Raw genomic sequence first — 23,562 nt, forward strand, 5'->3', positions numbered from 1 at the left:
CCGCGCGCAGGCCGGATGCCGCGCGGCCGGGCCGGCGCGGCCCCAAGCCATACCTTCGCCACATCCCAAAGCTTCCACCACGGCGTGACCGGTCGCGGGACCGCGCATCCTTAAGCCGGCATTCACCGCGATGCGCGACGGTGCCCCGGAGACCAGGGGCGCGGCGCGGGCCGGGCGACGGACAAATCGGGGGCGGGGTGGGCATGCGGGATGCGGGCCGCGCCCCGGGGAGAGTGGGGCGATGATCGTACGCAACGGGCTGGCACACAAGATCGCGCTGATCGGCGCGGCCACGCTCTCGGCCGCGGCGCTTGCGGGCTGCGAAACCGTCGGCAGCGCCGCCAGCCCGCGGCAATACGCGGTGGTGGAGACCGACACCACGGGCGCCACCAACGTCAACATCGCCTCGCTCACCGAGGTGATCCAGCGCAACCCGAACGACGCCGCCGCCTACAACACCCGCGGCGCCGCCTATGCCCGGGCCGGCCAGTTCAACGACGCCATCGCGGACTTCACCAAGGCGATCAGCATCGACCCGAATTCGGGCTCGGCCTACAACAACCGCGCGCTGGCCGAGCGCCAGGTCGGCCGCGACGCCGCCGCCCTTCAGGATTTCAGCAAGGCGATCAGCATCGATCCGAATTACGGCCCGGCCTATATCGGCCGCGCCAATGTCGAGCGCGCCCAGGGCAACCTCGACCAGGCGCTCTCCGACCTCAACGTCGCGATCCGGCTGATGCCCGAATCGGCCGAGGCCTACCACGCCCGCGGCCTGGTCCGGCAGAAGCAGGGCCAGGAGACCCAGGCGATCGCCGATTTCGACGCCGCCATCGACCGCAACCCGTTCGTGTCCGCGCCCTACGCGGCCCGCGGCCAGAGCCTGATCGCCACCAACCAGTACCCGAAGGCGATCGAGGACTACAACGCGGCGCTCAACGTGAACAACAAGGACGCCACCTCCTGGGCCTATCGCGGCCTGGCCTACGAGAAGTCGGGCCAGCGCAAGGAGGCGCTCGAGAACTACCAGCGCGCCGCCGTGATCGACCCCAACAACGCCGTCGCCCGCGCCGGGTTGGGCCGCGTGCAAGGCGGGGTGGGCTCGCTGTTCAACTAGGATCCCGTCCGGTCCACCCACCCACCTCCCTCATCCTGGCCGGCTGTGATCGTTCGATCGATAGGCGGGCTTGCAACGCCAGGACGTGGCGCGGGTCCCCTCTCCCGCACGGGACAGGGGGCGTGTCGCGTTCCATCCGCGAAGGATCGGAGAGCTCACAACCTCTGAGGCGACGGAGCGAAGCGGAGGCCTCGAAGGAGGGCTCCAGCCAGCCGCACGATCCCTGGAAGGCTCCTTCGCGGCTCGCTACGCGCGCACCTCAGGATGAGGGGGCTGGGTAGGATGGGATGGGGTGAGATAAAAATCGCCCCTCACGCCGCCAGCAGCCCGTTCTCGCTCTGCGTGATCCGGCGCAAATGGTGGGCGGTGTCGCCGAGCTGGTACTCGATCATGGCGAGCCGCTTGAAGTGGTGGGCGCCGAGATATTCGAGCGTCATGCCGATGCCGCCGTGGAGCTGCACCGCCTCCTGGCCGACGAAGCGGCAGGCCTTGTTGATCTGCACCTTCACGGCCGCCAGCGCCGCCGCCCGCGCCGCGGGATCCTCCGCCTCCACCATCATGGCGGCGTAGAGCGCCATCGAGCGCGCCTGCTCCAGCTGGATCAGCATGTCCACGGCCCGGTGCTGCAGCGCCTGGAACGAGCCGACGCTGACCCCGAACTGCGTGCGGGTCTTGAGATATTCCACCGTCAGCTTGTGCAGCGCGTCCATGGAGCCCACCGCCTCGGCGGCGAGCGCCGCGATGCCGTGCTCGACCACCCGCTCCAGCAGCGTCAGGCCCCCCTCGGGATCGCCCAGAGCCGCGTTGGCCGGGAGCGCGACGTCGGAGAACGACACCTCGGCGGCGCGCCCGCCATCCTGGGTCGGGTAGGCCTCGATCGCCACCCCCGCGGCATCGGTCGGCACCAGGAACAGCCCGATCCCGTGCGGGTCGCGCCGCTCCCCGGAGACCCGGGCGGAGACCACCATCAGCCCGGCCGCGTCGGCATTGGGCACGACGCTCTTGGCCCCGCTGAGCACGAACCCGTCGCTCGAACGGCGGGCCGTGGTCGCCACGTCGTGGAGGTCGTAGCGCGACTGGCGCTCGGTATGGGCCAGGGTGAGCCGCAGGCTGCCGTCGATCACGCCGGGCAGGATCCGCTCCGTCTGCGCCGGGCTGCCGCCGAGCCGGAGCGCCGTCGCGCCGAGCACCAGGCTCGCGAACAGGGGCTCGACCACGAGGTTGCGCCCCACCGCCTCCATGACCAGCATGGTCTCCACCGGGCCGCCGGCGAGCCCGCCCTGCTCCTCGGAGAAGGGCAGGCCGGTGACGCCGAGCTCGGCGAAGGCCGCCCAGCCCGCCTCGGGGAAGCCCAGCGGCGCCTTCAGCCGCGCCTGCCGGCTCTCCAGCGACGGGTACAGGTCCGCTGCCAGCCGCTCGACGCTGTCGCGCAGGAGCGACTGGTCCTCGTTCAGGTCGAAATCCATGTCGGTGTTCTCTCGCGGAAGGTCACGGTCGCGGCGTTCATCCCACCCCTCCCCTCATCTTGAGGTGCCGGAGCGCAGCGGAGGCCTCGAAGGAGCCCTCCAGCCGGCCGCACGATCCCGGGAAGCCTCCTTCGAGGCGGCTGCGCCGCATCTCAGGATGAGGGGGTGGGTGGGATCGGCGGGGGCGGCCGCCTGCCCTCACAACCCCAGAATCCCCTTGGCGATGACGTTGTGCTGGATCTCGTTGGAGCCGCCGTAGATCGAGACCTTGCGGTTGTTGAAGTAGCTCGGCGCCGCCGCATCGACCCAGTCGAAGCCGCCCGGCAGGTTGTTGCCCCCGGCCCCGCGGGCCGGCGCCGCCAGGGCGAAAGGTCCGGCGAGCTCGACCAGCAACTCGGTCGCCGCCTGCTGGAGCTGCGAGCCGCGGATCTTGAGGAGCGAGGAGACGGGATCGGGCTCCACCGAATCCGCCCGGCCCTGCTTGGCCGCCACCCGCATCTGGGTGATCTCCAGCGCCTTCAGCTCGACCTCGACCTCGGCGACCCGGCCGCGGAAGTCGCGGTCGTCCCACATGGTGCCGGAGCCCGCCGGCATCTCCTTGGCGAGGCGCTTGATCCGGGCAATCCGCTCCTTGGTGAGGCCGATCCGGGCGATGCCGGTGCGCTCGTTGGCGAGCAGGAATTTGGCGTAGTCCCAGCCCTTGTTCTCCTCGCCGACGAGGTTCTCGACCGGCACCCGCACCGCGTCGAAGAAGACCTCGTTGACCTCGTGGCGGCCCTCCAGGGTGAGGATCGGTCGCACGGTGATGCCGGGGCTCTTCATGTCGATGAGCAGGAAGGAGATGCCGCGCTGCTTCTTGGCCTCGAAATCGGTGCGTACGAGGCAGAAGATCCAGTCGGCGTGCTGGCCCAGTGTCGTCCAGGTCTTCTGGCCGTCCACCACGTAGTGGTCGCCGTCGCGCACCGCCTTGGTCTTGAGCGAGGCCAGGTCGGAGCCGGCGCCGGGCTCGGAGAAGCCCTGGCACCACCAATCGTCGAGATTGGCCGCACGCGGCAGGAAGCGCGCCTTCTGGTCCTGCCGGCCGAAGGTCGCGAGCACCGGGCCGAACATGTAGCAGTTGAATTGCTGCGGCAGCGGCACCGCCGCCTGGAACAGTTCTTCCGTATAAATGTAGCGCTGGATCGAGGTCCAATCCCGGCCGCCCCATTCCTGCGGCCAGTGCGGCACTGCCCAGCCCTTGGCATTGAGGATGCGCTGGCTGGTGACGTAATCCTCCTTCGAGAGGCTGCGCCCCTCCGAGACCTTTTTTCGGATCTCGGCCGGGATCTCCGTCCGGCAGAAGCTGCGGACCTCGTCGCGGAACGCGATTTCTTCCGGCGTAAAGCGGAGATCCATAATCAGCCCCCGATCTCGAACAGGCCGGCGCAGCCCTGGCCGCCGGCGACGCACATCGTCACCACGGCGTAGCGCGCCCCGCGGCGGCGGCCCTCCAGAAGCGCGTGGCCCACGAGCCGCGCCCCCGACATGCCGAAGGGATGGCCGACCGCGATGGCGCCGCCGTTGACGTTGACCGTGTCGGGATCGATCCCGAGCCTGTCCCGGCAATAGACCGACTGGGACGCGAAGGCCTCGTTCAGCTCCCACAGGTCGATATCGGCGACCGTGAGCCCCTGGCGCTCCAGCAGGCGCGACACCGCGAAGACCGGGCCGATGCCCATCTCGTCCGGGCCGCAGCCGGCCGAGGCGAAGCCCCGGAAGGTGCCCAGCGGCGTCAGGCCCCGCCGGGCGGCCTCTTCGGCCGACATCAGCACGCTGGCGGCGGCGCCGTCCGAGAGCTGGCTGGCATTGCCGGCGGTGATGAAGGCGCCCTCCCCGCGCACGGGCTTGAGCTTCGCGAGGCCTTCGAAGGTCGTGTCGGGCCGGTTGCCCTCGTCCTTGGCGAGCCGCGTCTCGACCTCCCGGGTCTCGCCGGTGGCCTTGTCGGTCACCGCCATGACGGCGCTCATCGGGACGATCTCGTCGTCGAACAGGCCCCGCGCCTGCGCGGCGGCGGTGCGGCGCTGGCTCTCCAGCGCGAAGGCGTCCTGCGCCTCCCGGGAGATGCCGTAGCGCGTGGCGACGATGTCGGCGGTCTCGATCATCGGCATGTAGATCGCCGGCAGGTGCGCCTCCAGCCAGGCGTTGCGGGTCAATTCCCGCTGCACCTTCGGCTGGACCAGGCTGACCGACTCGACCCCGCCGGCCACAGCCACCGGCACGCCGTCGAGGATGATCCGCCGGGCCGCGCTGGCGATCGCCTCCAGGCCCGAGGCGCAGAAGCGCGAGACCGTGACGCCCGCCGAGTTCACCGGGATCCCTGCCACCAGGGCCGCGTGGCGGGCGACGTTGCCGCCGGTGGCGTTCTCCGGATAGCCGCAGCCGAGCACCACCTCTTCCACAGCCTCCGGCTCCAGCCGGGCCCGGTCCAGGGCGCCTCGGATCGCGTGGGCCGCGAGGTCGGCGCCCCGGGTGAGGTTCAGCGCGCCGCGATGGGCCTTGCCGATCGGCGTGCGGGCGGTCGAGACGATCACCGCGTCGGTCATGCCGGGGTCCTCCGGGGATTCCAAAGGGCGTCACGCCCTTTGGTGGGGTGTCGGGGCGACGCCCCGACGCTGCGCGGGACGGAGGCCGGCAGCAGGGCGCTGCCCTGCACCCGCGAAAGGTCCCCGACCTTTCGAAACCGGAACTTGGCCCGGCGAAACCGACAGGGCATCAGCGCGCCTTCCAGTCGGCGAAGCGTCCGCCCGATTCCGCCAGCTTGCGCAGCAGAGGCGCCGGTTCCTGGCTGTCGTCGCCGGTCTCCCGGGCGAAGCGCGTCAGCGCCTCGGCGAGGGTCTTGAGCCCGACGGTGTCGGCCCAGTGCATCGGGCCGCCGCGCCAGGCCGGCCAGTTGTAGCCGTTGATCCAGATCGTATCGATGTCGCCGGGCCGCGCCGCGATCCCCTCCTCGAGGATCCGGGCGCCCTCGTTGACCATCGGGTACATCAGCCGGGCGATGATCTCGTCCGGCGTGAAGCTCCGGCGCGCGATGCCGTGCTCGGCGGCGGTCTTCTCGATGAGCGCTTCAACCTCGGGATCGCGTGTCCCGGTCCTGGCGCCGTCCGAGTAAACAAAAAAACCGCGGCCGGTCTTCTGGCCGAACCGGCCCATCTCGGCCAGCGCGTCGGCGACCGGCGCCCGGCCGCCGAAATCCTTGCGGGAGCGCCAGCCAATATCGAGGCCGGCGAGGTCGCTCATCGCGAAGGGGCCCATCCGGAAGCCGAAGCCGGTCACGGCGGCATCGACCGCGTGCGGCAGGGCGCCTTCGAGCAGGAGGCGCTCGGCGGCGCGGCTGCGGCGCTCCAGGATGCGGTTGCCGACGAAGCCGAAGCAGACGCCCACCGTCACCGGCAGCTTGTTGAGGCGCTTGGCCAGATCCAGCGCGGTGGCGAGCACGTCGGGGGCGGTCTTGCCGGCGCGGACCACCTCGACGAGGCGCATGACGTTGGCCGGGCTGAAGAAATGCAGGCCGAGCACGTCCTGCGGCCGGCCGGTCACCGCCGCGATGGCGTCGACGTCGAGATAGGAGGTGTTGGTCGCCAGGATCGCGCCCGGCTTGGCGATGCCGTCGAGCTTGGAAAAGATCTCGCGCTTGACCGCCATGTCCTCGAAGGCCGCCTCGATGACGATGTCGGCCTCTCCGGCGTTCTCCAGGCCGATCGCCCCGGTGATCCGGCCGATCCGTTCGTCGCGCTGGGCCTCGGTGATCGAGCCGCGCTTGGCCGAGCCGGCATAGAGGCCCTTCACCCGGTCGAGGCCGCGTTCCAGGGCGCCAGCCTCGGTCTCGATCACGGTAACCGGGATGCCGGCATTGGCGAAGCACATCGCGATGCCGCCGCCCATGGTGCCGGCCCCGATCACGGCGGCGGTCTCGATAGGGCGGCGGGGCGTGTCCTTCGACAGGCCGGGCACCCGGGCGGCCTCGCGCTCGGCGAAGAAGGCGTAGCGCAGGGCCTTGGAGCGCGGATTCTCCACCAGCGTGCGGAACTCGGCCCGCTCGATGGCAACGGCCGCGTCGAACGCGTCCGGGTCCAGGCCGGCGCGCACCGCCCGGGCCAGGGCGTGGACGTTGGTCGCCTCGGGATCGCGCTTGACCGCCGCCTCGGCCTTGGCCTCGAAGGCCTGGCGGGCCTCCGGGGTCAGCGCGTCCACCCGGTCGCGCACCCGCGGCAGGGCGCCGGAATCGGCCAGTTCCAGGGCCCGGATGCGGGCGGCCGGCACGAGGTCGCCCAGCACCACGGCGTCGACGATCCCGAGCTTGGCGGCAATTTCCGCCGAGACCGGCTCGCCGGTGAGCATCATCGTGAAGGCGGCGTCCGGCCCGATCAGCCGCGGCAGGCGCTGCGTGCCCCCGGCCCCCGGGATGATACCGAGCTTGGTCTCCGGCAGGCCGAGCTTGGCCGCGGGCGCCGCGATCCGGCCGTGGCAGGCCATCGCCAGTTCCAGCCCGCCGCCCAGCGCCGCGCCGCCGATCGCCGCCACCACAGGCTTCCGCCCGGCATCGAGCCGCTCCAGCACGTCCGGCAGGCTCGGCGCCTGGGGCGGCTTGCCGAATTCCGAGATGTCGGCGCCGCCGACGAACACCTTGCCCTCGGCCGCCAGGACGATTGCCCGGACCGCTTCGTCGGCCTCCGCCCGCGCCAGGGCGCCGTCGAGGGCAGCCCGCAGCGCGGCGCCCAGCGCGTTGACCGGCGGGTTGGCGAGCGTGAGCACGGCCACGCCGCCATCGACCTCGTAACGAACCAAAGCGGCTTTCTCCCTGTTCTGCAATGCAGAATTGTCGTTCGCAGTTTTGCGGGATGTTGATCCGCGGTGGCCGACCCGTCAAGGATGTCGCGGCGTCGCGTGTGACGTCCCGCAGCGCGTTCCGCATTGCAGACGCGATCCGGCCGGACGGTTTGACCGGTGCCGGGCGCCATGCCATTCAGGCCCGCCCCGGGCGCGAGTCCGGCTCGAACCCGCCCAGCCGGGTTCCAAGGGCCGGGCCGCCCGACCGATCAGGGAGGATCGCTTTGCGCGGTATCGGCCAGCAACCCGGCAGCCTCCGATGAGCGACGGCCCCGAACAGGGTCCGGCCAGCCGCCTGCCGGACGTCCTGCGCGGCCGGCTCGCCCTGCCGGTGATCTGCGCGCCGATGTTCATCGTCTCGGGACCGGAGCTGGTGATCGCGCAATGCCTGGCCGGCGTGGTCGGCGCGTTCCCGGCGCTCAACGCGCGGCCGGCCGAACGCCTCGACGAATGGCTTTCGACGATCACGCGCACGCTCGCTGACGCGCGCGCGAAGGATCCGGCCCGGAAGATCGCCCCCTTCGCGGTCAATCAGATCGTCCACGCCTCGAACGACCGCCTGGCCCAGGATGTCGAGGCCTGCGTCCGGCACCGTGTGCCGATCATCATCACCTCGCTGCGGGCCCCGGACGCGGTGATCCGCCCGGTCCATGCCTATGGCGGCGTGGTGTTCCACGACGTCACCACGGTTCGCCACGCCGAGAAGGCCCTGGAGGCCGGGGTCGACGGGCTGATCCTGGTCTGCGCCGGCGCCGGGGGCCATGCCGGCACGCTGAGCCCCTTCGCCCTGGTCGGCGAGATCCGGCGCTTCTACGACGGCCCGCTGATCCTGTCGGGGGCGATCACCACCGGCTCGGCGATCCTGGCCGCCCAGGCCATGGGCGCCGACCTCGCCTATATGGGCACCCGGTTCATCGCCACCCGGGAGGCGAATGCGGCGTCCGACTACAAGGACATGATCGCCGGCAGCGCCGCCGCCGACATCCTGTACACCCCCTACTTCACCGGCGTGCCGGGCAATTACCTGACGCCCAGCATCCGCGCCGCCGGGCTCGATCCCGAGGCGCTGCCGGCGCGCGACAAGACCGCGATGGATTTCGGCAGCGCCGGCGTGAAGGCGTGGCGGGACGTCTGGGGCGCCGGCCAGGGGGTCGGCACCATCGCCGACGCCCCGGCCACCGCCGACCTCGTCGCCCGGCTCGCCCGGGAATACGCCGCCGCCCGGGCCGGGCTCGCGGGCGTCTCGGCAGCGTATGCCGGCGAGGCCGTCTCTTGAGCGTCCGCGTCGCCGATCCGGAGCCCGGGATCCGGCTGGTCACCATCGACCGGCCGGAGCGCCGCAACGCCCTCGACCGGGCGACCTATGCGGGCCTCGCCGCCGCCTTCGACGCCGCCGGCGCCGACGCGACCCTGCGCGCCGTGGTGCTCACCGGGGCGGGGGGCTGCTTCACCGCCGGCAACGATCTCAAGGACTTCCAGGATGTCGAGGCCGCCGGCGACAGCCCGGGCCTGATCTTCCTGAAGGCCCTGCGCGGTTGCCCGAAACCCGTCGTCGCGGCGGTGGAGGGGCACGCGGTCGGCATCGGCACGACGCTGCTGCTGCATTGCGACCTCGCCTATGCCGGGGACGGCGCCCGCTTCCGCCTGCCGTTCACGGCGCTCGGCCTCAGTCCGGAAGGCGGGTCGAGCTACCTCCTGCCGCTCATCGCCGGCACCAAGCGGGCGGCCGAGCTGCTGTTGCTGGGCGAGCCGTTCGGCGCCGCGGAGGCGGTGACGGCCGGGCTCGTCAACGCCGCCGTCCCGCAGGGGACGGCCCTGGAGGTTGCCCTCGCCCGGGCCCGTTCCCTGGCGGCCCTGCCCCCAGCCTCGATCGCGGCGACCAAGCGGGCCCTGCGCCGGGGCCAGGACGCCAGCGTCGCCCATGCCCTGGCCGAGGAGGCGGAGGTGTTCCACGCGCTGCGCCGGGGCCCGGAGGCGCAGGCGGCCTTCGCGGCGTTCCTGCGCCGATGAACGCCGCGGACGAGGCCCTGCTCGCCGATCCCGAAGCCGCGCCGGGTGACGGCGCCAAGGAGGACGGTGCCAAGGAGGATCGCCACTTCGTCACGGCGCTCGCCCGCGGCCTCGCGGTGCTCGCCTGCTTCGGACCGGGGCGGACCAGCCTCGCCAACCACGATCTCGCGGCCGCCTGCGGCCTGCCGCGCTCCACCGTCTCGCGGCTGACCTACACGCTGACCAAGCTCGGCTACCTGCACCACACCGCCGAGACCGGCCGCTACCGGCTCGGCAATGCGACCATCGCCCTGAGCTCGGCGGCCCTCGGCGGGCTCGACGTGCGCGGCATCGCCCGGCCGGTGCTGCGGGCGGTCGCGGAGGCGGCGAATGCCTCGGTGGGGCTCGGGGTGCGCGATCGGCTGAGCATGCGCTACGTCGATTGCCAGCGCGGCCCCGCCGCGATCTCGCTGAACCTCGATACCGGCTCGCGGATCTCGCTCGCCCGCAGCGCCATGGGCCGCGCCTACGTGGCGGTCTGCCCCGAGCGCGAGCGCGAGAGCATCTATGAGGACCTGAAGGCCCTCGACCCGGTGGCCTGGCCCGCCCTGCGCGCCGGCCTCGACCGGGCGGTGGCCGAGCATCGCGAGATCGGCTGCTGCACCTCGTTCGGCGAGTGGCAGGAGACGGTCTGCGCCATCGGCGTGGGCTTTCATCCCGGCGGCGGCCTGCCGCCGATGTCGGTCAATTGCGGCGGCCCGACCGTCATCACCGACGCCCGGTTCCTGATGGACGTGGTCCGCCCGAAACTCGTCGCGGCGGTGCGCGGCCTCGACGGCGTGATGGGCGCCTGAAGGCTCATGGGATGGGGTTTCCAAAGGGCGTGCCCTTTGGCGGGGTTCGGGGGCGGAGCCCCCGAGTGACCAGGGCTCTGCCCTGGACCCGCAAAAGGTCGCAGACCTTTTGAAACCAAGACTTTTTACGAGGCGACGCGTGCGCTCTGAGGATCTTAGCGATGGAATCTGAGCCGTCATCGGACCTCCCCCTCGCCGGGATCCGCGTCCTCGACCTGTCCCGGGTCCTGGCCGGGCCGTGGTGCGCGCAGGTGCTGGGCGATCTCGGCGCCGACGTGATCAAGGTCGAGCATCCGGAGCGCGGCGACGACACGCGCGATTGGGGCGTGGCGACCAGCCCCGGCAACACCTCGTATTTCGACAGCGTCAACCGCAACAAGCGCTCGATCGGGGTCGACCTCGCCACGCCGGAGGGGCTGGCGATCGTCAAGGCGCTGGCCCGCGAGAGCGACGTGCTGGTCCAGAACTTCAAGACCGGCGGCGCCGACAAGCTCGGGCTCGGCTACGCGGCCCTCTCGGCCGAAAACCCGCGGCTGATCTACTGCTCGATTGCCGGCTACAGTTCGGATGGCTCGGAGGTCGGGCGGCCGGGCTACGACCTCGTGGTGCAGGGCGAATCCGGCGTGATGGCGCTCAACGGCGAGGCCGGCGGGCCGCCCCTGAAGTTCGGGGTCGCGGCGGTGGACCTGTTCACCGGGCAATACGCCGCCCAGGCGGTGCTGGCGGCCCTGTTCCAGCGGGAGCGCACCGGGCGCGGCAAGACCATCGACCTCGCCCTGTTCGATTGCGGCGTGGCGCTGACCTCCTATTACGGCCTGGAGGCGCTCGCCCGGGGGATCGACCCGCCGCGCTACGGCAATGCCCATCCGTCGATCGTGCCCTACGGGGTGTTCGAGGCCGGTGACGGGCCGGTGGTGATCACGGTGGGCAACAACGCCCAGTACCGCCGCTTCTGCGAGCAGGTGCTGGAGCGGCCGGACCTCTGCGCCGACCCGCGCTTTTCCACCAATCTCGACCGCTCCAGGAACCGGGCCGCCTTCATCCCGATCCTGGATGCCGAACTCGCCAAGTGGGAGCGGGCGCCCCTGATCGCGCGCCTGCGGGCGGCCGGCATCCCCTGCGGGGAGGTGATGGGCCTGCGCGAGGCGCTTACCTGCGACCGCGCGCGGGAAGCCGGCCTCGTGGTCGAGGCGCCCGGCAACGCCCACGTCATCGCCCCGCCCTACCGCCTCGACGGGCGCCGCCTGCCGGTCCGCCGCATGCCACCGGGCCTCGGCGATTCGAGCCGGGAGATCCTGGCCGAGCGGCTGGATGTTTCGAAGGAGGCGCTGGACGCGCTCGCGGCGCGCGGGGTGGTCCGGTAAGGGCCGCTCAGCCCTCGGCCGGCGCCAGCCGGGCGCGGGCATCGTCCAGCACCCGGGTCAGGGCGTCGTCCCAGGCGACCCGGGGCTGCCAGCCGGTGGCTTCGTGCAGGCGGCTGGCATCGCCCGCCGCCAGCGGGATCTCGTTCGGGCGCACCCGCTCGGGGGCGATGCGGATCTCGAACGGCACCCGGGCGCGGGCGCGCAGCCCGTCGAGGACGCTGGCGATCGTGCGGGGCACGCCGGAGCTGATGTTGAACACGCTCCCGTCCGCCAAGGATTCCGACCGGCCGATCAGGTCGACGTAAGCGCCCGCCACGTCGGCGACATCGAGGAAATCGCGGTACGAGGAGAGATTGCCGACCTCGAGGACGGGCGGCGCGCGGCCGGCCTCGATCCGGGCGATCTGCCCGGCGAAGGAGGCCACGACGAAGCGCTCGTCCTGGCCCGGGCCGATATGGTTGAACGGCCGCAGCACCACGAGCTTCACCCCGATCCGGGGCAGCAGGTCGTGCAGCACCTGCTCGCCGACCCATTTCGACCGGGCGTAGGTGTTGCGCGGCAGGGGCTCGGCCTCCTCGGTCAGCGCGTGCCCGGCCAGGAAGGCGCTGCCGTAGACTTCGCCTGAGCTGACGAAGAACAAGGTGCAGCCCGGCACCGCCGCGACCGCCGCCACGAGGTTCATCAGGCCGTTGACGTTCACCCGCCAGGTCTGGCCCGGCCCGGTGGCGGACTGGCCCACTGAGGCCAGGCCGGCGAGGTGGAGGATCTCGGTCGGCCGGAAGCGCGCCACGAAGGCGGTCAGCGCGGCTTCGTCGAGGAGATCGATCGATTCGTAGGTCACCCCCTCGGGCAGGCCCCGGGGCGCTCCGCGGCCGATCCCGGCCACGCGGGCGCCTGTCGCCGCCAGCAGCGGCAGGACATGGCCGCCGACGAAGCCCGCCGCGCCGGTGACGAGGATGCGCCTCACGCCGAGCCTGCCGATCCGTTCCACGGGGTCGTCATCATCGTGCAGTCCCGGACGAGGTCAGGCGTTGTCTCCTTCTCGGAGAACGCAGGCATATAAAGCCGCACACCGGCAAGGAAACGGGTTTCCAAAGGGCCCACGGCCCTTTGGCGGGGTATCGGGGCGGAGCCCCGATGGCATCGAGCTTCGCTTGACCCAGGGCTCCGCCCTGGACCCGCAAAAGGTCGAAGGCCTTTTGAAACCCCGGTTCAGCTCATCGTCCGGGTACCCCAGCGGGTACCCATGCGGCTCTGGGCGCTGCCGGGGGAGCTGCCGGCATCGGCGCCGATCGCCGGCCCGGACGCGGTCTGCGGCCTGTGCTGGGAGCCCGCCGCCATGGGCGTCGGTGCGATCGAGTCCGGCACCTCGGCCAGGTATTCCTCGTCCCGGTCGGTGGCGAACTGGCCGGCCTTGCGGAACGGCCAGAGATAGCCCGGCACCACCGCCTCGGCGGCGGTCGGGGTGATCCCGAGCGCCTCGATGGTCCGGCCCTCGGCCTTGGCGGCCTCGGACACGACGTTGTCGTTCTGGAGCAGGATCACCTGGTCGCGGGTCAGCTTCAGGCTGTCCGGCAGCAGGCCGAAGGTGAGCGTGTCGGCGACCTCCAGGAGCCGGGCCTGGAGCTTGGCCACGGGCAGCGGCAGGTCGACCACGGCGCGCTTGCGCTGGATCGTCTTCAGCATGTAGCGCACGAGGTGCTCCAGCGTCGCCACCTCGGGGCCGCCGAGCTCGTAGACCTTGCCCCCCGGCACGACGCCGTCCACCGCCCGGGCGATCGCCTCGGCGACGTCGCCGACGAAGACCGGCTGGAAGCGCGACTGGCCGCCCGCGAGCGGCAGGACCGGCAGCGCCCGGGCAAGGCCGGCGAAGCGGTTGAAGAAGCTGTCGCCCGGCCCGAAGACCAGCGATGGCCGGAACACCACGGCATCCGGGCAGGCGGCGAAGACCCGGGCCTCACCCTCGGCCTTGGTGCGGGCGTAGAGCGACGGCGAGGCCGGGTCCGCCCCGATCGCCGAGACGTGGATCATCCGGGCGCCCTGCCGGGCGGCGGCGCGGGCGATCTCCGCGGCGCCGTCGACCTGAAGCCGCGCGAAGCTCTGCGACCCGGTCTCCTGGAGGATACCGACGAGGTTGATCACCACGTCCGAGCGCTCGGCCGCGCGGGCCACCGATTCGGGGTAGCGGAGGTTGGCCTGGACGGCCACGATCTGGTTGACCTTGCCCAGCGGCTGCAGGAACAGCGCCAGGTCCGGCCGGCGCACCGCGACGCGGATCCGGTAGCCGCGCTTGGCGAGCGCCCGCACCACGTGGCGGCCCAGGAAGCCGGAGCCACCGAAGATGGTCACGAGCTGGGATTGCGGGCGCAGCGGGCCCGAAGCGGCGGTGGTTGCGGGCATGCTGTCCTGAGGCGTGTTCTGTGGGCCGGTCATCGCCGTGGTCTCGGGCTCCTCGCGCGCCCCGGGGCGCCGTCGTGCGCGCCTACTTAGCCTAAGTTCGGCGCCTTGGGAGCCGCCCATGCGCGTCGGGGCGCGATTAGCGCTTCGCAGCGCCGGAAGCGACCGGGAACGGGGGCCGGTCCCGCGCATTTCCACGGACGAATTCGCCGGGCCGGGGTGCCGGCCGGGACGCGCCGGGGACCACGATGATTCTAGGGATGCTCGTCTCAGCGGTGATCGCCGTCTTCGGCCTGCTCGTCGCGCTGGGCCAGATCGGCCATCCGATCGATGCGCAGCTCGTCACCACCTATGGCTGGAGCATCCTGACGGTCGGTGTCGCGCTGTTCGTCCTGTTCGCCTATCGCAGGTTCGGCCAGACGCGGCGCGGACGCTCTACCTGACCTACGGGATCAGGCGACCCTGATCCGGCGGCGGACCTCGCGCGCCACCGTGGGGCGGCCGCCCGCGCGGCGGCCCACCGAGCGCGGCGCGCCGACCGTGATGCTCTGAAGCTCCCGGGCGATGAAGGCGGTGGGCATCTCGGCCTGGAGATCCGCCTCCATGTCGCGCAAGGCCGTGTCGGAATGGGCCGGGTGCAGGTGGATGATCGCCAGCGCCTTGACCCCGGCGGTCTGCGCGAGCTCGACGCCCTTCTGCCAGGTCGAGTGCCCCCAGCCACGGCAGGTCGGGTACTCGCCGTCGGTGAACATGCCGTCATAGACCATGAGGTCGGCGCCGGCGACGAACCGGGCCAGCTCGGGCTCCGGCCACGGATCGCTGTGCTCGATGTCGCTGATCAGGCACAGGCGCCGGCCGGCATGCTCGAACCGGTAGCCGACCGAGCCCTGCGGGTGGTTCAGCAGGATCGTGTCGACCCGGGCGCCGTCCGGGAAGGTCAGGGTCTGGCCGGCCTCGAAACCGTGGTGGTTGAAGGTGCAGCACAGCTTGTCGAGCGTAACCGGGAATAGCGGCGGCGCGAACAGGCGGTCGAGGGTCGGGCCGGCCGATTCGCCGCCGAGATTTCCGCAATAGGTGTTGATCACCCGGTCGGAATCGAGGACCGCCGGCTTGAAGAACGGCAGCCCCGCGGTGTGGTCGAGGTGCAGGTGGCTGAACAGCAGGTCGACTTCCCGCGGCAGATCGGTGCGGTGGCCCTGGCCGAGATTGTAGATGCCCGAGCCGGCATCGACCACGAACATCCGCTCGCCGCAGCGCACCTCGATGCAGGGCGTGCTGCCGCCGAATTCGGCGTATTGCGGGCCGCTGACCGGGGTCGAGCCGCGGACGCCCCAGAAGCGGAGGACGAGGCCCTCGTCGGCCGCACGGATAGTCGGCTCGGAACAATTGGACATGGCGATCACGAATCTGCGGACAGTCGGTCCCAATCCGTTACGATCGAAACCCCGTCGCCGTTCCGGGAAGGTAGCGCTGAATAGGGCCGGCCGACGGGACAGGAGTACCGCTCATCCCCTGCCTGACAATGAATTGGGGGGTCGCAGGCGGCCGTGATGTGCGGCCGCGCACACGAACCGGCCGCGCTTCGGGGCGGCGCCACCCCTAGAGACGCTCGGCCGAGGCGATCAGGCCGGCCCCCGCGCCGGCGGGAATCGGGTGTCCGGCGACGGCGCCGCGCGAATCGGCCAGGCCCGCCGCCAGCAGGGACGGCAGGGCGTCGCTGTAGCGCGCCGGGAGGCGGCCCGCCAGGGCCCCGAACGGGTCGGGCGCGCGCTCGTAGGACGGGACGAAGCCGGCCATGTGCCGCAGCGCGAGCCCCGAATCCGGCGCGGCCCAGGCGGCCCAGACGGATTCCGGCACCGGGCGCGGCGCCCGGTGGCCCGGCACGACCACCACCTCCTGGCCGGCATAGGCCAGCGCCTCCGGCCGGCTGATGTCGCCGACGGCGCCGCCCCGGGCCGTGTAGGCCGCCCAGAAGGCGTGCTGGCCGCCGTCGGAATAGGTGGTGCGCACGGCCGGCTCGCCGGCTTCCGCGAGCGCGGCCATGCGCGCCTCCTCGACGGCGTGATAGGTCGCGACAGCGGCCTCCCGGGCGGGATCCCGGGACGGCGCGAAGGCGTAGCGGCCGGCGACCACCGAGACCTGAAGCTCCTCCCGGCTCGCCTCGAACCGGTCGGACCCGGCCTTCAGCTCGCGCCAGAACGCGATGTTCGGGTCGGCCCGGTGACGGGCCATGTTCTCGGCGCTCATCCGGAACGGGTAGGACTGGAACTGGAACGCCGCCTGCCCGCCGTTCAGGGCCTCGCGCGCGATGGCGTAGATCTCGCCGACCGTGGCGTCGGTCATGGCGAAGCAGCCCATCGACGAGCAGATGCCGTGGACCATCACGGCCGAGCCGGTGCCGCCATGGGCGCGGTCGTAGGCGTTGGGATAGCCGACGTCGAAGGACAGGTAGTAATGCGAGTTCGGGTTCATCTGGCGCTTGGGCACCATGTAGAACCCTTCCGGGGTCTGCCGGTCGCCGCTCTTGCGCTTGGGGCCGAGCTGGCCGGACCAGCGGCAGATCGGGAAGGTCTTGATGTGGACGAACCCGGCCGGGCCCTTCTTCCAGACCTCGATCTCGGATTCCTTCTTGTAGGCCCGGAACAGCACCGGGGCGGCGGCCGTGGTGCCCTTCTGCGCCATCAGGGCGAGCGTCGCGGCCGGGATCGGCGCGTCGGCCTTCCCGGCCTGCGCCGCGACCGGGCCGCAGACGGTCAGGAGCACGAGGCCGGCGGCGAAGGATCTCGGGATCGGGAGAGGCATGAACCGTCCGCGCTGGATCGGCCGGGCGAAGGCGTGGCGTGCCGGTCGAGCACGGCGTCCCGACCTGACGGGCCATTGCGGCCGTCGTGAGGCCGGCGCGGTCGCCGGCCCGCCGCTCAGGCGAGGGCAGGCTCCGCCTCTTCGGCCGTCTCGCGAACCGGGGGCGCGGCCAGGGCGCTGTTCTCCACTGCGATCACCGCGTCGAACGGCTCGATCCCGTCGGACACGCCCGCTTCGGGCAGGCAGACGATGAAGCCGCGGCCGGCCCTCGCCTGCCGGAGCCGGGCGAGGCGCTCGCGCACGCCCTCGACCGTGCGGTCCTCGAGCGCCACCGCGACCACCAGGATGTCGGGCTCGCGGGCGAGGCAGCGGGCCAGCTCGATCGCGACGCGCTCCCGGGCGTTGATGGCGCCGTCCGTCAGCGCGCCGGTGCTGGGCTGGATCTCGACCTTGCTGTCCAGGCCGAGGCTGTAGACGGAGGCTTCGAGCCCCTCGTCGGCGAGAACGCGCTGCACCAGCGCTCGCACCCGCGGCTCGGCATTGGCCTCGCCGAGGCTGATCCGGCCGAACAAGAGGTTCTCCTCCAGGCTCGCCGCCGGATTGACCCGGCTGGGATCGTGGAACTCGACGGCGCCCGCGAGATGCGGCGGCAGCATCCGGGCGAACGAGCGGCGCGCCTGCACGAGGCGCTGCTCGAAGGCGGCGTCGATCAGCCCGAAGCGGTGGCGGGATTCGCTGTAGCGCAGGGCGAGGCCGATCAGCCGCGTGCGATCGCGCTGGCCGGCGGGCCCGCGGCGCAGGCTCGCGGCATTCGGCAGACGGACGACGAGGTCTTCGAAGTAGCCGCGCTCCGAGGCCTGGAACAGCGAGTAATTGTCGAAGAGCGAATGGTCGTTGGGCAGGTCGGCGAAGATCTCCACCGTGCTGCGGGCGACCGCCAGGCCGATCTCGGTGAGGGGGCGCACCAGCTCCTCGGCCTCCAGCACCGCCCGCAGGTAGGGGTGGCGGGCGAACCGCAGGGGCGCGAAGGCGCCGCCCACCGGCTCGCCGAACAGGATGTTCTCGCCGATGCTGGCCTGGTGGTTGTAGCGGTCCGGGTCGAACGGCTCGACCAGCCGCTCGGCCCCCTTGGCGGCCAGGGCTGCCCGCATGGTCCGGCGGGCCGCCACGATCGCCGCCGCCAGACGGGGCTGGCTGGCCGGGTCCAGGCGGCCGGTGAGGCCGCGGGCGTAGACGAAACTGTCGAGCCCCGCGAGCCGGCAGATCCCGATCAGCGCGATGTCGTCGGGGGCGTTGGCCGGCTCGGTGCCGTAGAGCAGGTTCTGGCGGAGCGAGCCCTCCATCAGGATCGCCTCCCCGGCCGCGAAGGCGATGCGGCGGGCGCGCTCGGCGGCGTCGAAGCCGCGCAGGTCGGAGCCCGCATAGGTGACGGCGCCGGCGGTCGGCTCGACCTGGCCGGCCAGCACCGCGGCCAGCACCCGGGCGCCGCTGCCCCGGCTGCCGGTGATCGCCACGTGGCCCGGCATGGTGACGGCGACGTCGACGCCGGTCAGCCGCTCGCCCGTGGCCGGATCGAAGGCGCCGACCCCCTGGGTCGCCAGGATCCCGGAGCGGGGCAGCGGCGGCGGCGCGACCCCGGTCCGGGGCGCCCGCGCCTGCCGTCCCTGCAGCTGGGCGATGATGCGCGCGACGTCCCGGAAGCGCGGGCGGACCGATTTGCGCACCGTCCAGAGCCGGGCGCAGATCGCCGCGAGCCAGCCGGCGAGGCCGAACGCTCCGGTGGCGGCCAGGAGCGCGGCGGGATCGACCGGCGGTGCCGGCGGGGCGCCTGGCGTCGCGGAACGCCACAGGGCCGTGCCGACGGCGATCGCCGGCAGGATCACCGCCAGGGCCAGCGCCGGCGCCCGGGCATAGGCCAGCCGCGCCTCGGCCCGGGCCACGTTGGTGCGCATCGCCGCGACCCGGGCGGCGATGCGCGTCCGCTCGAGGGCGGCGGCCCCGTGGACGCGAACCGCCGGCAGCCGCCGCACCAGGTCGTTCAGGTTCGTCTCGGCGCGGGTGCTCGTGCGCAGCCGCAGGTCCTGCCGGTCCCGGGCGCGCTCCAGCACCAGACCGTAGGCGAGCCCGATCGCCGCCAGCCCGATCGCCGCGGTCGGGATCAGCCGGGGCGCCGCCAGCCCCGCGAAGCCGAGCGCCAGGAGCAGGGCGGCGAGCGTCATCGCCGGCACGACGATCCCGGCGGCGAGCAGCCGGTCGCCCCGGCCCAGAACCTCGCCGACGAGGCGCGCCAGGCTGCGGGCCTCGTCCCGGGCCCCGGCCGGCGCGTCGAGGATCGCCCGCAGGACGTTCTCCCGGACGGCGTCCGCGGCCCGGTTCTGGGCCTTGAAGCACAGGCGCGCCACGACCCAGCCGATCCCCGCCAGGGCCAGGGCGCAGACGGCGATGCACAGGAAGGCGGCGAGCTCCAGGTCGACCGGGCGCATCGCGAAGCCGGGGGCCAGCACGATCTCGCGGCCGGGCAGCGACAGGGCGAGCCGCAGGAACCGCAGCGTCGGCGCCTCGTCGTGCGGCAGCACCGCGACCAGATCCCGCAGGCACAGGAGGGCGAGCGCGCAGAGCGGGGCGCCGATTCCGACCGCGAGGGCGGCCGCGGAAGCGTGCAGGCGGCGGGCCGCGCGCCAGGTCAGGACGATGGGATCGGAATCCATAGGGCTCCGGGGCGAGTCCGGTTTGGGCGGCGGCGGGATCGGGCCGCCGGATCCTGGTCAGGCAGCGCATAGGCCCTCGCGCCGCCGGCGGGAAGTGGCGCGGAGCCGGCGCACGCGGCGGCCGGCATTCTGATCCATGTTCTAGCCCTCGTCTGGAAAAGCTCTAGGTTCGGCAGCGAGGCATCCGGGACGGTCGCGCTGCGGCCGCCGCGGGGCCCGGCCGCTTTGGTCGCATTGCGCGAGCGATCCGGTGCACCGCACACTTCAACCCGGGACCAATGGTGGGGCGACGCTTGCGGCGCGAGGCTGAGCAGATCGAACCCGACGACCGGACCTTCGCGCCTTCCGGGCGTGCTGGCCTGTCCGGCGGGCGCACCTGATGGCGCAGCTGTTCACGCCCGGCGCGGACGCGGTCTACCGGCTCGCCCTGATGACCGGCGTGGCCTGCCTGGTCGGCCTGCCGGTTCTGGCGGCCGGGATCGTGCGCTCGAACTACGTCACGGGGGTCGGCATCGCCCCGGCCCAGCCGGTGCCGTTCAGCCACAAGCACCATTCGGGCGAGCTCGGCATCGATTGCCGCTACTGCCACACCACCGTCGGCAAGGTGGCCTCGGCCGGCATCCCGCCGACCCATACCTGCATGACCTGCCATTCGCAGATCTGGACCGGCTCGGACATGCTCAAGCCGGTGCGCGACAGCTACGCGCAGGACAAGCCGCTGGAATGGGTCCGGCTGAACAAGCTGCCGCAATACGTCTACTACAACCACTCGGTGCATGTGACGAAGGGGATCGGCTGCTCGACCTGCCACGGCGACGTCACGTCGATGCAGATGACCTACCGGGCCAACGCCTTCGAGATGCAGTTCTGCCTCGATTGCCATCAGGCGCCGGAGAAATACGTCCGCACGCCCGACCAGGTCTGGAACATGACCTGGAAGCCGCCGGCCGACCAGGCGACGCTCGGTCCGAAGCTCGTGGCCGAGTACCATATCCGCGGCGGTTCGCGGCTGACCGAGTGCGGGATCTGCCACCGATGACCAGCGGATCCGACATCGCGTCCCTGCGCGAGAAGCTCGCCGGCAGCGACGGCCCGCGCTTCTGGCGCAGCCTCGACGCCGTCGCCGACAGCCCGGAATTCCGCGACTACCTCGCGGCCGAGTTCCCCTCCGCGGCCCGGCTCGCGGCCTCCCCGGAGCGGCGCGGCTTCCTGAAGCTGATGGCCGCCTCCTTCGCGCTCGGCGGCCTCACCGCCTGCGGCGGCGGCGCGAGCCGGGATTACGAGGTGCCCTACGTCAACCAGCCCGAGCGGATCGTGCCGGGCACGGACCTGTCCTACGCCTCCTCGGCCGTGTTCGACGGGTTCGGCAACGGCATCCTGGTCACCACCCGCAACGGGCGGCCCCTGAAGATCGAGGGCAATCCCGAGCATCCCTGGAGCCTCGGCGGCACCGACGTGCTGGCGCAGGCCTCGGTGCTCGGCCTCTACGATCCGTTCCGCTCCCAGGCGGTGCAGCATCTCGGCAAGCCGAGCTCCTGGGCGGCGTTCCGGGCGGAGCTCCAGGCGCAGATGCCGGCCTGGCACGCGGCCGGGGGCGAGGGGATCGCGGTGCTGACCGGGCCGGTGACCTCGCCCACCGTGGCGGCGCAGATCGCCCGGATGCGGGCCGCCTATCCGGCCTCGCGCTGGTTCGTCGGCGGCGGGGCGGGCCGCGAGGCGATCTACGAGGGCGCGCGCCGCGCCTATGGCCGGCCGCTGGAGACGATTCCGGATTTCGGCCGGGCGCGCACCATCGTGGCCCTGGACGGCGACTTCCTCGATCTCGGGCCCGGCCAGGTCGGCCTGTCGGGGCGCTGGAGCGCGGGCCGCCGCGCGGCCTATGCCGAGGGCCGCCTGCTCAGCCTCCACGCCGCGGCGCCGACCCCGACGCTGACCAGCGCCAAGGCGGATCACGCGGTGGCCGTACCGGAGGGCCGCCTCGAAGCCCTGGCGCATGATCTTCTGGGCGTGGCCGGGGGCGGCGCGGCGCCCGGGGGCGACGATCCGGTCTCTCGCTGGGTCCGGGGTGCCGCCAAGGCGCTGATTGAGGCGCGCGGCGCCGGCATCGTCACCGCCGGGCTCACCACGAGCCCCGACCTGCACGCCCTGGTCCACCGCCTGAACGGCGCGCTGGGCAATACCGGCGCGACCCTGCGGCACGCGGCGCCTGTCGTCGAGCACGGCGCGGGCACGCTGGCGGAACTGGCGGAGGCGATGGAGCGCGGCGCCGTCAAGGTGCTGATCGTGCTCGGCGCCAACCCGGTCTACGACGCCCCGGCCGCCCTCGATTTCGCGGCCCGGATGGAGCGCGTGCCGCTCAAGATCCATGCCGGGCTCTATGCCGACGAGACCGGGGCCCATGCCGACTGGCACCTGCCCACCGCCCACCCGCTCGAATCCTGGGGCGACGTGCGATCCCTCGACGGCACGGTCGGGCTGATCCAGCCGACGGTGGCGCCGCTCTATAACGGCCGCACCCTCCAGGACATGCTGGCCTTCCTGACCGATGGGCGCGGGAGCGAGGGCGGCGCGGACGCGCTCGGCCTGGTCAAGGCGCGCTGGCGGAAGGAGGGCGAGGATGCGGCCGCCTTCGAGGCCCGCTTCGCCGATGCCCTGCGCCGGGGGTTCTTTCCGGACAGCGCCGGCGCCGCCGAGGATGTCGCCCTCACCCAGGAGGCGCCGCCCGCCCGCCCGGCGCCTGCTCCGGGCGGGATCGAGGTGGTGTTCCGCCCCGATCCCACGATCTGGGACGGCACCCATGCCGACCTCGCCTGGCTGCAGGAGCTGCCCAAACCCCTGACCAAGATCGTCTGGGAGAACGTCGTCGCCCTCAGCCCGCATCTCGCCGAGCGCGAGGGCATCGCCATGGGCGATATCGTGCGGGTCGAGGCCGACGGGCGCGCCGTCGAGGGCGCCGCCTGGATCCTGCCCGGCCAGGCCGCCGAGACCGTGACCCTGAGCCTCGGCTACGGCCGCAACGTGCCGGACCACCTCTCGAACGGCCTCGGCTACGACGCCGCCACCCTGCGGCCCGTCGCGACGCCCTGGCGGCTCACCGGGGCGCGGCTGACCAAGACCGGCCGACGTCGCATGCCGGCGACCACCCAGAACCTCGGCACGATGGAGGGGCAGGACATCGTCCGGGTCCAGGCTCTCGGCGCCGCCCCGGTGGGCGACCCCAAGGACGCGGCGGCCCCGGCCTCGTTCTACCCGCCCCCGGAGAGCCAGATCACCGGCGAGGCGGCGCAATGGGGCATGGCGATCGACCTCGACGCCTGCATCGGCTGCAACGCCTGCGTCACCGCCTGTCAGGCCGAGAACAACATCCCGGTGGTCGGGCGCGAGGAGGTCGCGCTCGGGCGCTGGATGGGCTGGCTGCGGGTCGACCGCTACTACGCGGGCGACCTCGACGCGCCGGCGACGCATTTCCAGCCGGTGCCGTGCATGCATTGCGAGCAGGCGCCCTGCGAGGTCGGCTGCCCCGTGGAGGCGACCCTGCACGACAGCGAGGGCCTGAACCTCCAGGTCTACAACCGCTGCGTCGGCACCCGGACCTGCCAGAGCTACTGCCCCTACAAGGTCCGCCGCTTCAACTACCTGGACTACACGGGCGGCATGACCCCGGTGCAGCAGCAGCAGCGCAATCCCGAGGTCACGGTCCGCGCCCGCGGCGTGATGGAGAAGTGCACCTACTGCATCCAGCGCATCGCGGCGGCCCGGATCATCTCGGCCAAGGATGCGCATGCCCCGATCCCGGACGGCGCCGTCGAGACCGCCTGCCAGGGCGCCTGCCCGACCCGGGCGATCACCTTCGGCAACGTCGCCGATCCGGGAAGCCGGGTCTCGGCCGCCCGCAAGGATCCGCGGGAATACGCGCTGCTCGGCCACCTGAACACGCGCCCGCGCACCACCTACCTCGCCGGGCTCGCGCCCGCGGCCGATCCCACCGGACGGGAGGGCTGA

17 protein-coding genes are annotated in these 23,562 nt (G+C 72.5%); 8 read left to right on the plus strand and 9 right to left on the minus strand.

The window, feature by feature from the left end; genetic code table 11:
* Positions 1-241 precede the first annotated feature (241 nt).
* The gene (locus tag BMZ47_RS16355) at positions 242-1,114 is read left to right on the plus strand and encodes a tetratricopeptide repeat protein (RefSeq protein WP_007563163.1); all 873 of its coding nucleotides are present in this window, start codon (positions 242-244) and stop codon (positions 1,112-1,114) included.
* Positions 1,115-1,425: 311 nt separating this feature from the next.
* Here BMZ47_RS16355 and BMZ47_RS16360 read toward each other — a convergent pair whose 3' ends face one another.
* The 4 genes from BMZ47_RS16360 to BMZ47_RS16380 form a co-directional block, all read right to left on the minus strand.
* Entirely contained in the window at positions 1,426-2,580 is a 1,155-nt protein-coding gene (locus BMZ47_RS16360) for an acyl-CoA dehydrogenase family protein (protein ID WP_091863436.1), read from the minus strand.
* Positions 2,581-2,778: 198 nt separating this feature from the next.
* Entirely contained in the window at positions 2,779-3,975 is a 1,197-nt protein-coding gene (locus BMZ47_RS16370) for an acyl-CoA dehydrogenase family protein (protein WP_091863438.1), read from the minus strand.
* Positions 3,976-3,977: 2 nt separating this feature from the next.
* A complete protein-coding gene (locus BMZ47_RS16375; RefSeq protein WP_091863439.1) occupies positions 3,978-5,162 on the minus strand; it encodes an acetyl-CoA C-acyltransferase in 1,185 nt (394 codons plus the stop codon).
* A gap of 169 nt (positions 5,163-5,331) precedes the next feature.
* Complete coding sequence (locus BMZ47_RS16380; protein WP_091863440.1) at positions 5,332-7,404, minus strand: 3-hydroxyacyl-CoA dehydrogenase NAD-binding domain-containing protein; 2,073 nt, start codon at positions 7,402-7,404, stop codon at positions 5,332-5,334.
* A gap of 301 nt (positions 7,405-7,705) precedes the next feature.
* Here BMZ47_RS16380 and BMZ47_RS16385 point away from each other — a divergent pair, with 301 nt between their 5' ends.
* The 4 genes from BMZ47_RS16385 (at position 7,706) to BMZ47_RS16400 (ending at position 11,653) form a co-directional block, all read left to right on the plus strand.
* On the plus strand, positions 7,706-8,722 hold the full coding sequence (locus BMZ47_RS16385; protein WP_091863441.1) for an NAD(P)H-dependent flavin oxidoreductase: 1,017 nt from the start codon (positions 7,706-7,708) through the stop codon (positions 8,720-8,722).
* Positions 8,719-9,456 carry an enoyl-CoA hydratase-related protein gene (locus tag BMZ47_RS16390; protein WP_091863442.1) on the plus strand — a complete coding sequence of 246 codons (738 nt, stop codon included), beginning with the start codon at positions 8,719-8,721 and terminating at the stop codon, positions 9,454-9,456. The genes BMZ47_RS16385 and BMZ47_RS16390 overlap by 4 nt, the downstream gene beginning before the upstream one ends.
* The gene (locus BMZ47_RS16395; RefSeq protein ID WP_091863443.1) at positions 9,453-10,289 is read left to right on the plus strand and encodes an IclR family transcriptional regulator; all 837 of its coding nucleotides are present in this window, start codon (positions 9,453-9,455) and stop codon (positions 10,287-10,289) included. Before BMZ47_RS16390 ends, BMZ47_RS16395 begins: the two co-directional genes overlap by 4 nt.
* 161 nt (positions 10,290-10,450) lie before the next feature.
* The gene (locus tag BMZ47_RS16400; protein ID WP_091863444.1) at positions 10,451-11,653 is read left to right on the plus strand and encodes a CaiB/BaiF CoA transferase family protein; all 1,203 of its coding nucleotides are present in this window, start codon (positions 10,451-10,453) and stop codon (positions 11,651-11,653) included.
* A gap of 7 nt (positions 11,654-11,660) precedes the next feature.
* On the opposite strand, the gene BMZ47_RS16405 is transcribed toward BMZ47_RS16400, so the two are convergent.
* Together BMZ47_RS16405 and BMZ47_RS16410 are read right to left on the minus strand one after the other, a co-directional pair.
* The gene (locus tag BMZ47_RS16405; protein ID WP_007562792.1) at positions 11,661-12,620 is read right to left on the minus strand and encodes an NAD-dependent epimerase/dehydratase family protein; all 960 of its coding nucleotides are present in this window, start codon (positions 12,618-12,620) and stop codon (positions 11,661-11,663) included.
* Between the two features lie 245 nt (positions 12,621-12,865).
* On the minus strand, positions 12,866-14,053 hold the full coding sequence (locus BMZ47_RS16410; protein WP_091863445.1) for a complex I NDUFA9 subunit family protein: 1,188 nt from the start codon (positions 14,051-14,053) through the stop codon (positions 12,866-12,868).
* A gap of 257 nt (positions 14,054-14,310) precedes the next feature.
* Here BMZ47_RS16410 and BMZ47_RS16415 point away from each other — a divergent pair, with 257 nt between their 5' ends.
* A complete protein-coding gene (locus BMZ47_RS16415) occupies positions 14,311-14,493 on the plus strand; it encodes a hypothetical protein (protein WP_244536839.1) in 183 nt (60 codons plus the stop codon).
* Between the two features lie 9 nt (positions 14,494-14,502).
* On the opposite strand, the gene BMZ47_RS16420 is transcribed toward BMZ47_RS16415, so the two are convergent.
* The 3 genes from BMZ47_RS16420 to BMZ47_RS16430 all read right to left on the minus strand — a co-directional run bounded on the left by BMZ47_RS16420 (position 14,503) and on the right by BMZ47_RS16430 (position 19,560).
* Positions 14,503-15,444 carry an MBL fold metallo-hydrolase gene (locus BMZ47_RS16420; RefSeq protein WP_050733633.1) on the minus strand — a complete coding sequence of 314 codons (942 nt, stop codon included), beginning with the start codon at positions 15,442-15,444 and terminating at the stop codon, positions 14,503-14,505.
* Between the two features lie 205 nt (positions 15,445-15,649).
* Positions 15,650-16,852 carry a L,D-transpeptidase family protein gene (locus tag BMZ47_RS16425; RefSeq protein ID WP_091863447.1) on the minus strand — a complete coding sequence of 401 codons (1,203 nt, stop codon included), beginning with the start codon at positions 16,850-16,852 and terminating at the stop codon, positions 15,650-15,652.
* Positions 16,853-16,968: 116 nt separating this feature from the next.
* On the minus strand, positions 16,969-19,560 hold the full coding sequence (locus tag BMZ47_RS16430) for a P-loop NTPase family protein (protein ID WP_091863448.1): 2,592 nt from the start codon (positions 19,558-19,560) through the stop codon (positions 16,969-16,971).
* A 379-nt stretch (positions 19,561-19,939) separates the two neighbouring features.
* On the opposite strand from BMZ47_RS16430, the gene BMZ47_RS16435 reads away from it, so the two are divergent.
* Both BMZ47_RS16435 and BMZ47_RS16440 read left to right on the plus strand, forming a co-directional pair.
* Positions 19,940-20,599: a cytochrome c3 family protein gene (locus BMZ47_RS16435; protein ID WP_091863449.1), complete on the plus strand. Its 660-nt coding sequence runs from the start codon at positions 19,940-19,942 to the stop codon at positions 20,597-20,599.
* Positions 20,596-23,562, plus strand: a complete 2,967-nt coding sequence (locus BMZ47_RS16440) for a TAT-variant-translocated molybdopterin oxidoreductase (protein WP_091863450.1) — start codon at positions 20,596-20,598, stop codon at positions 23,560-23,562. The genes BMZ47_RS16435 and BMZ47_RS16440 overlap by 4 nt, the downstream gene beginning before the upstream one ends.

The sequence above is a fragment of the Methylobacterium brachiatum genome (genome assembly GCF_900113845.1).
GTDB lineage: Bacteria > Pseudomonadota > Alphaproteobacteria > Rhizobiales > Beijerinckiaceae > Methylobacterium > Methylobacterium brachiatum.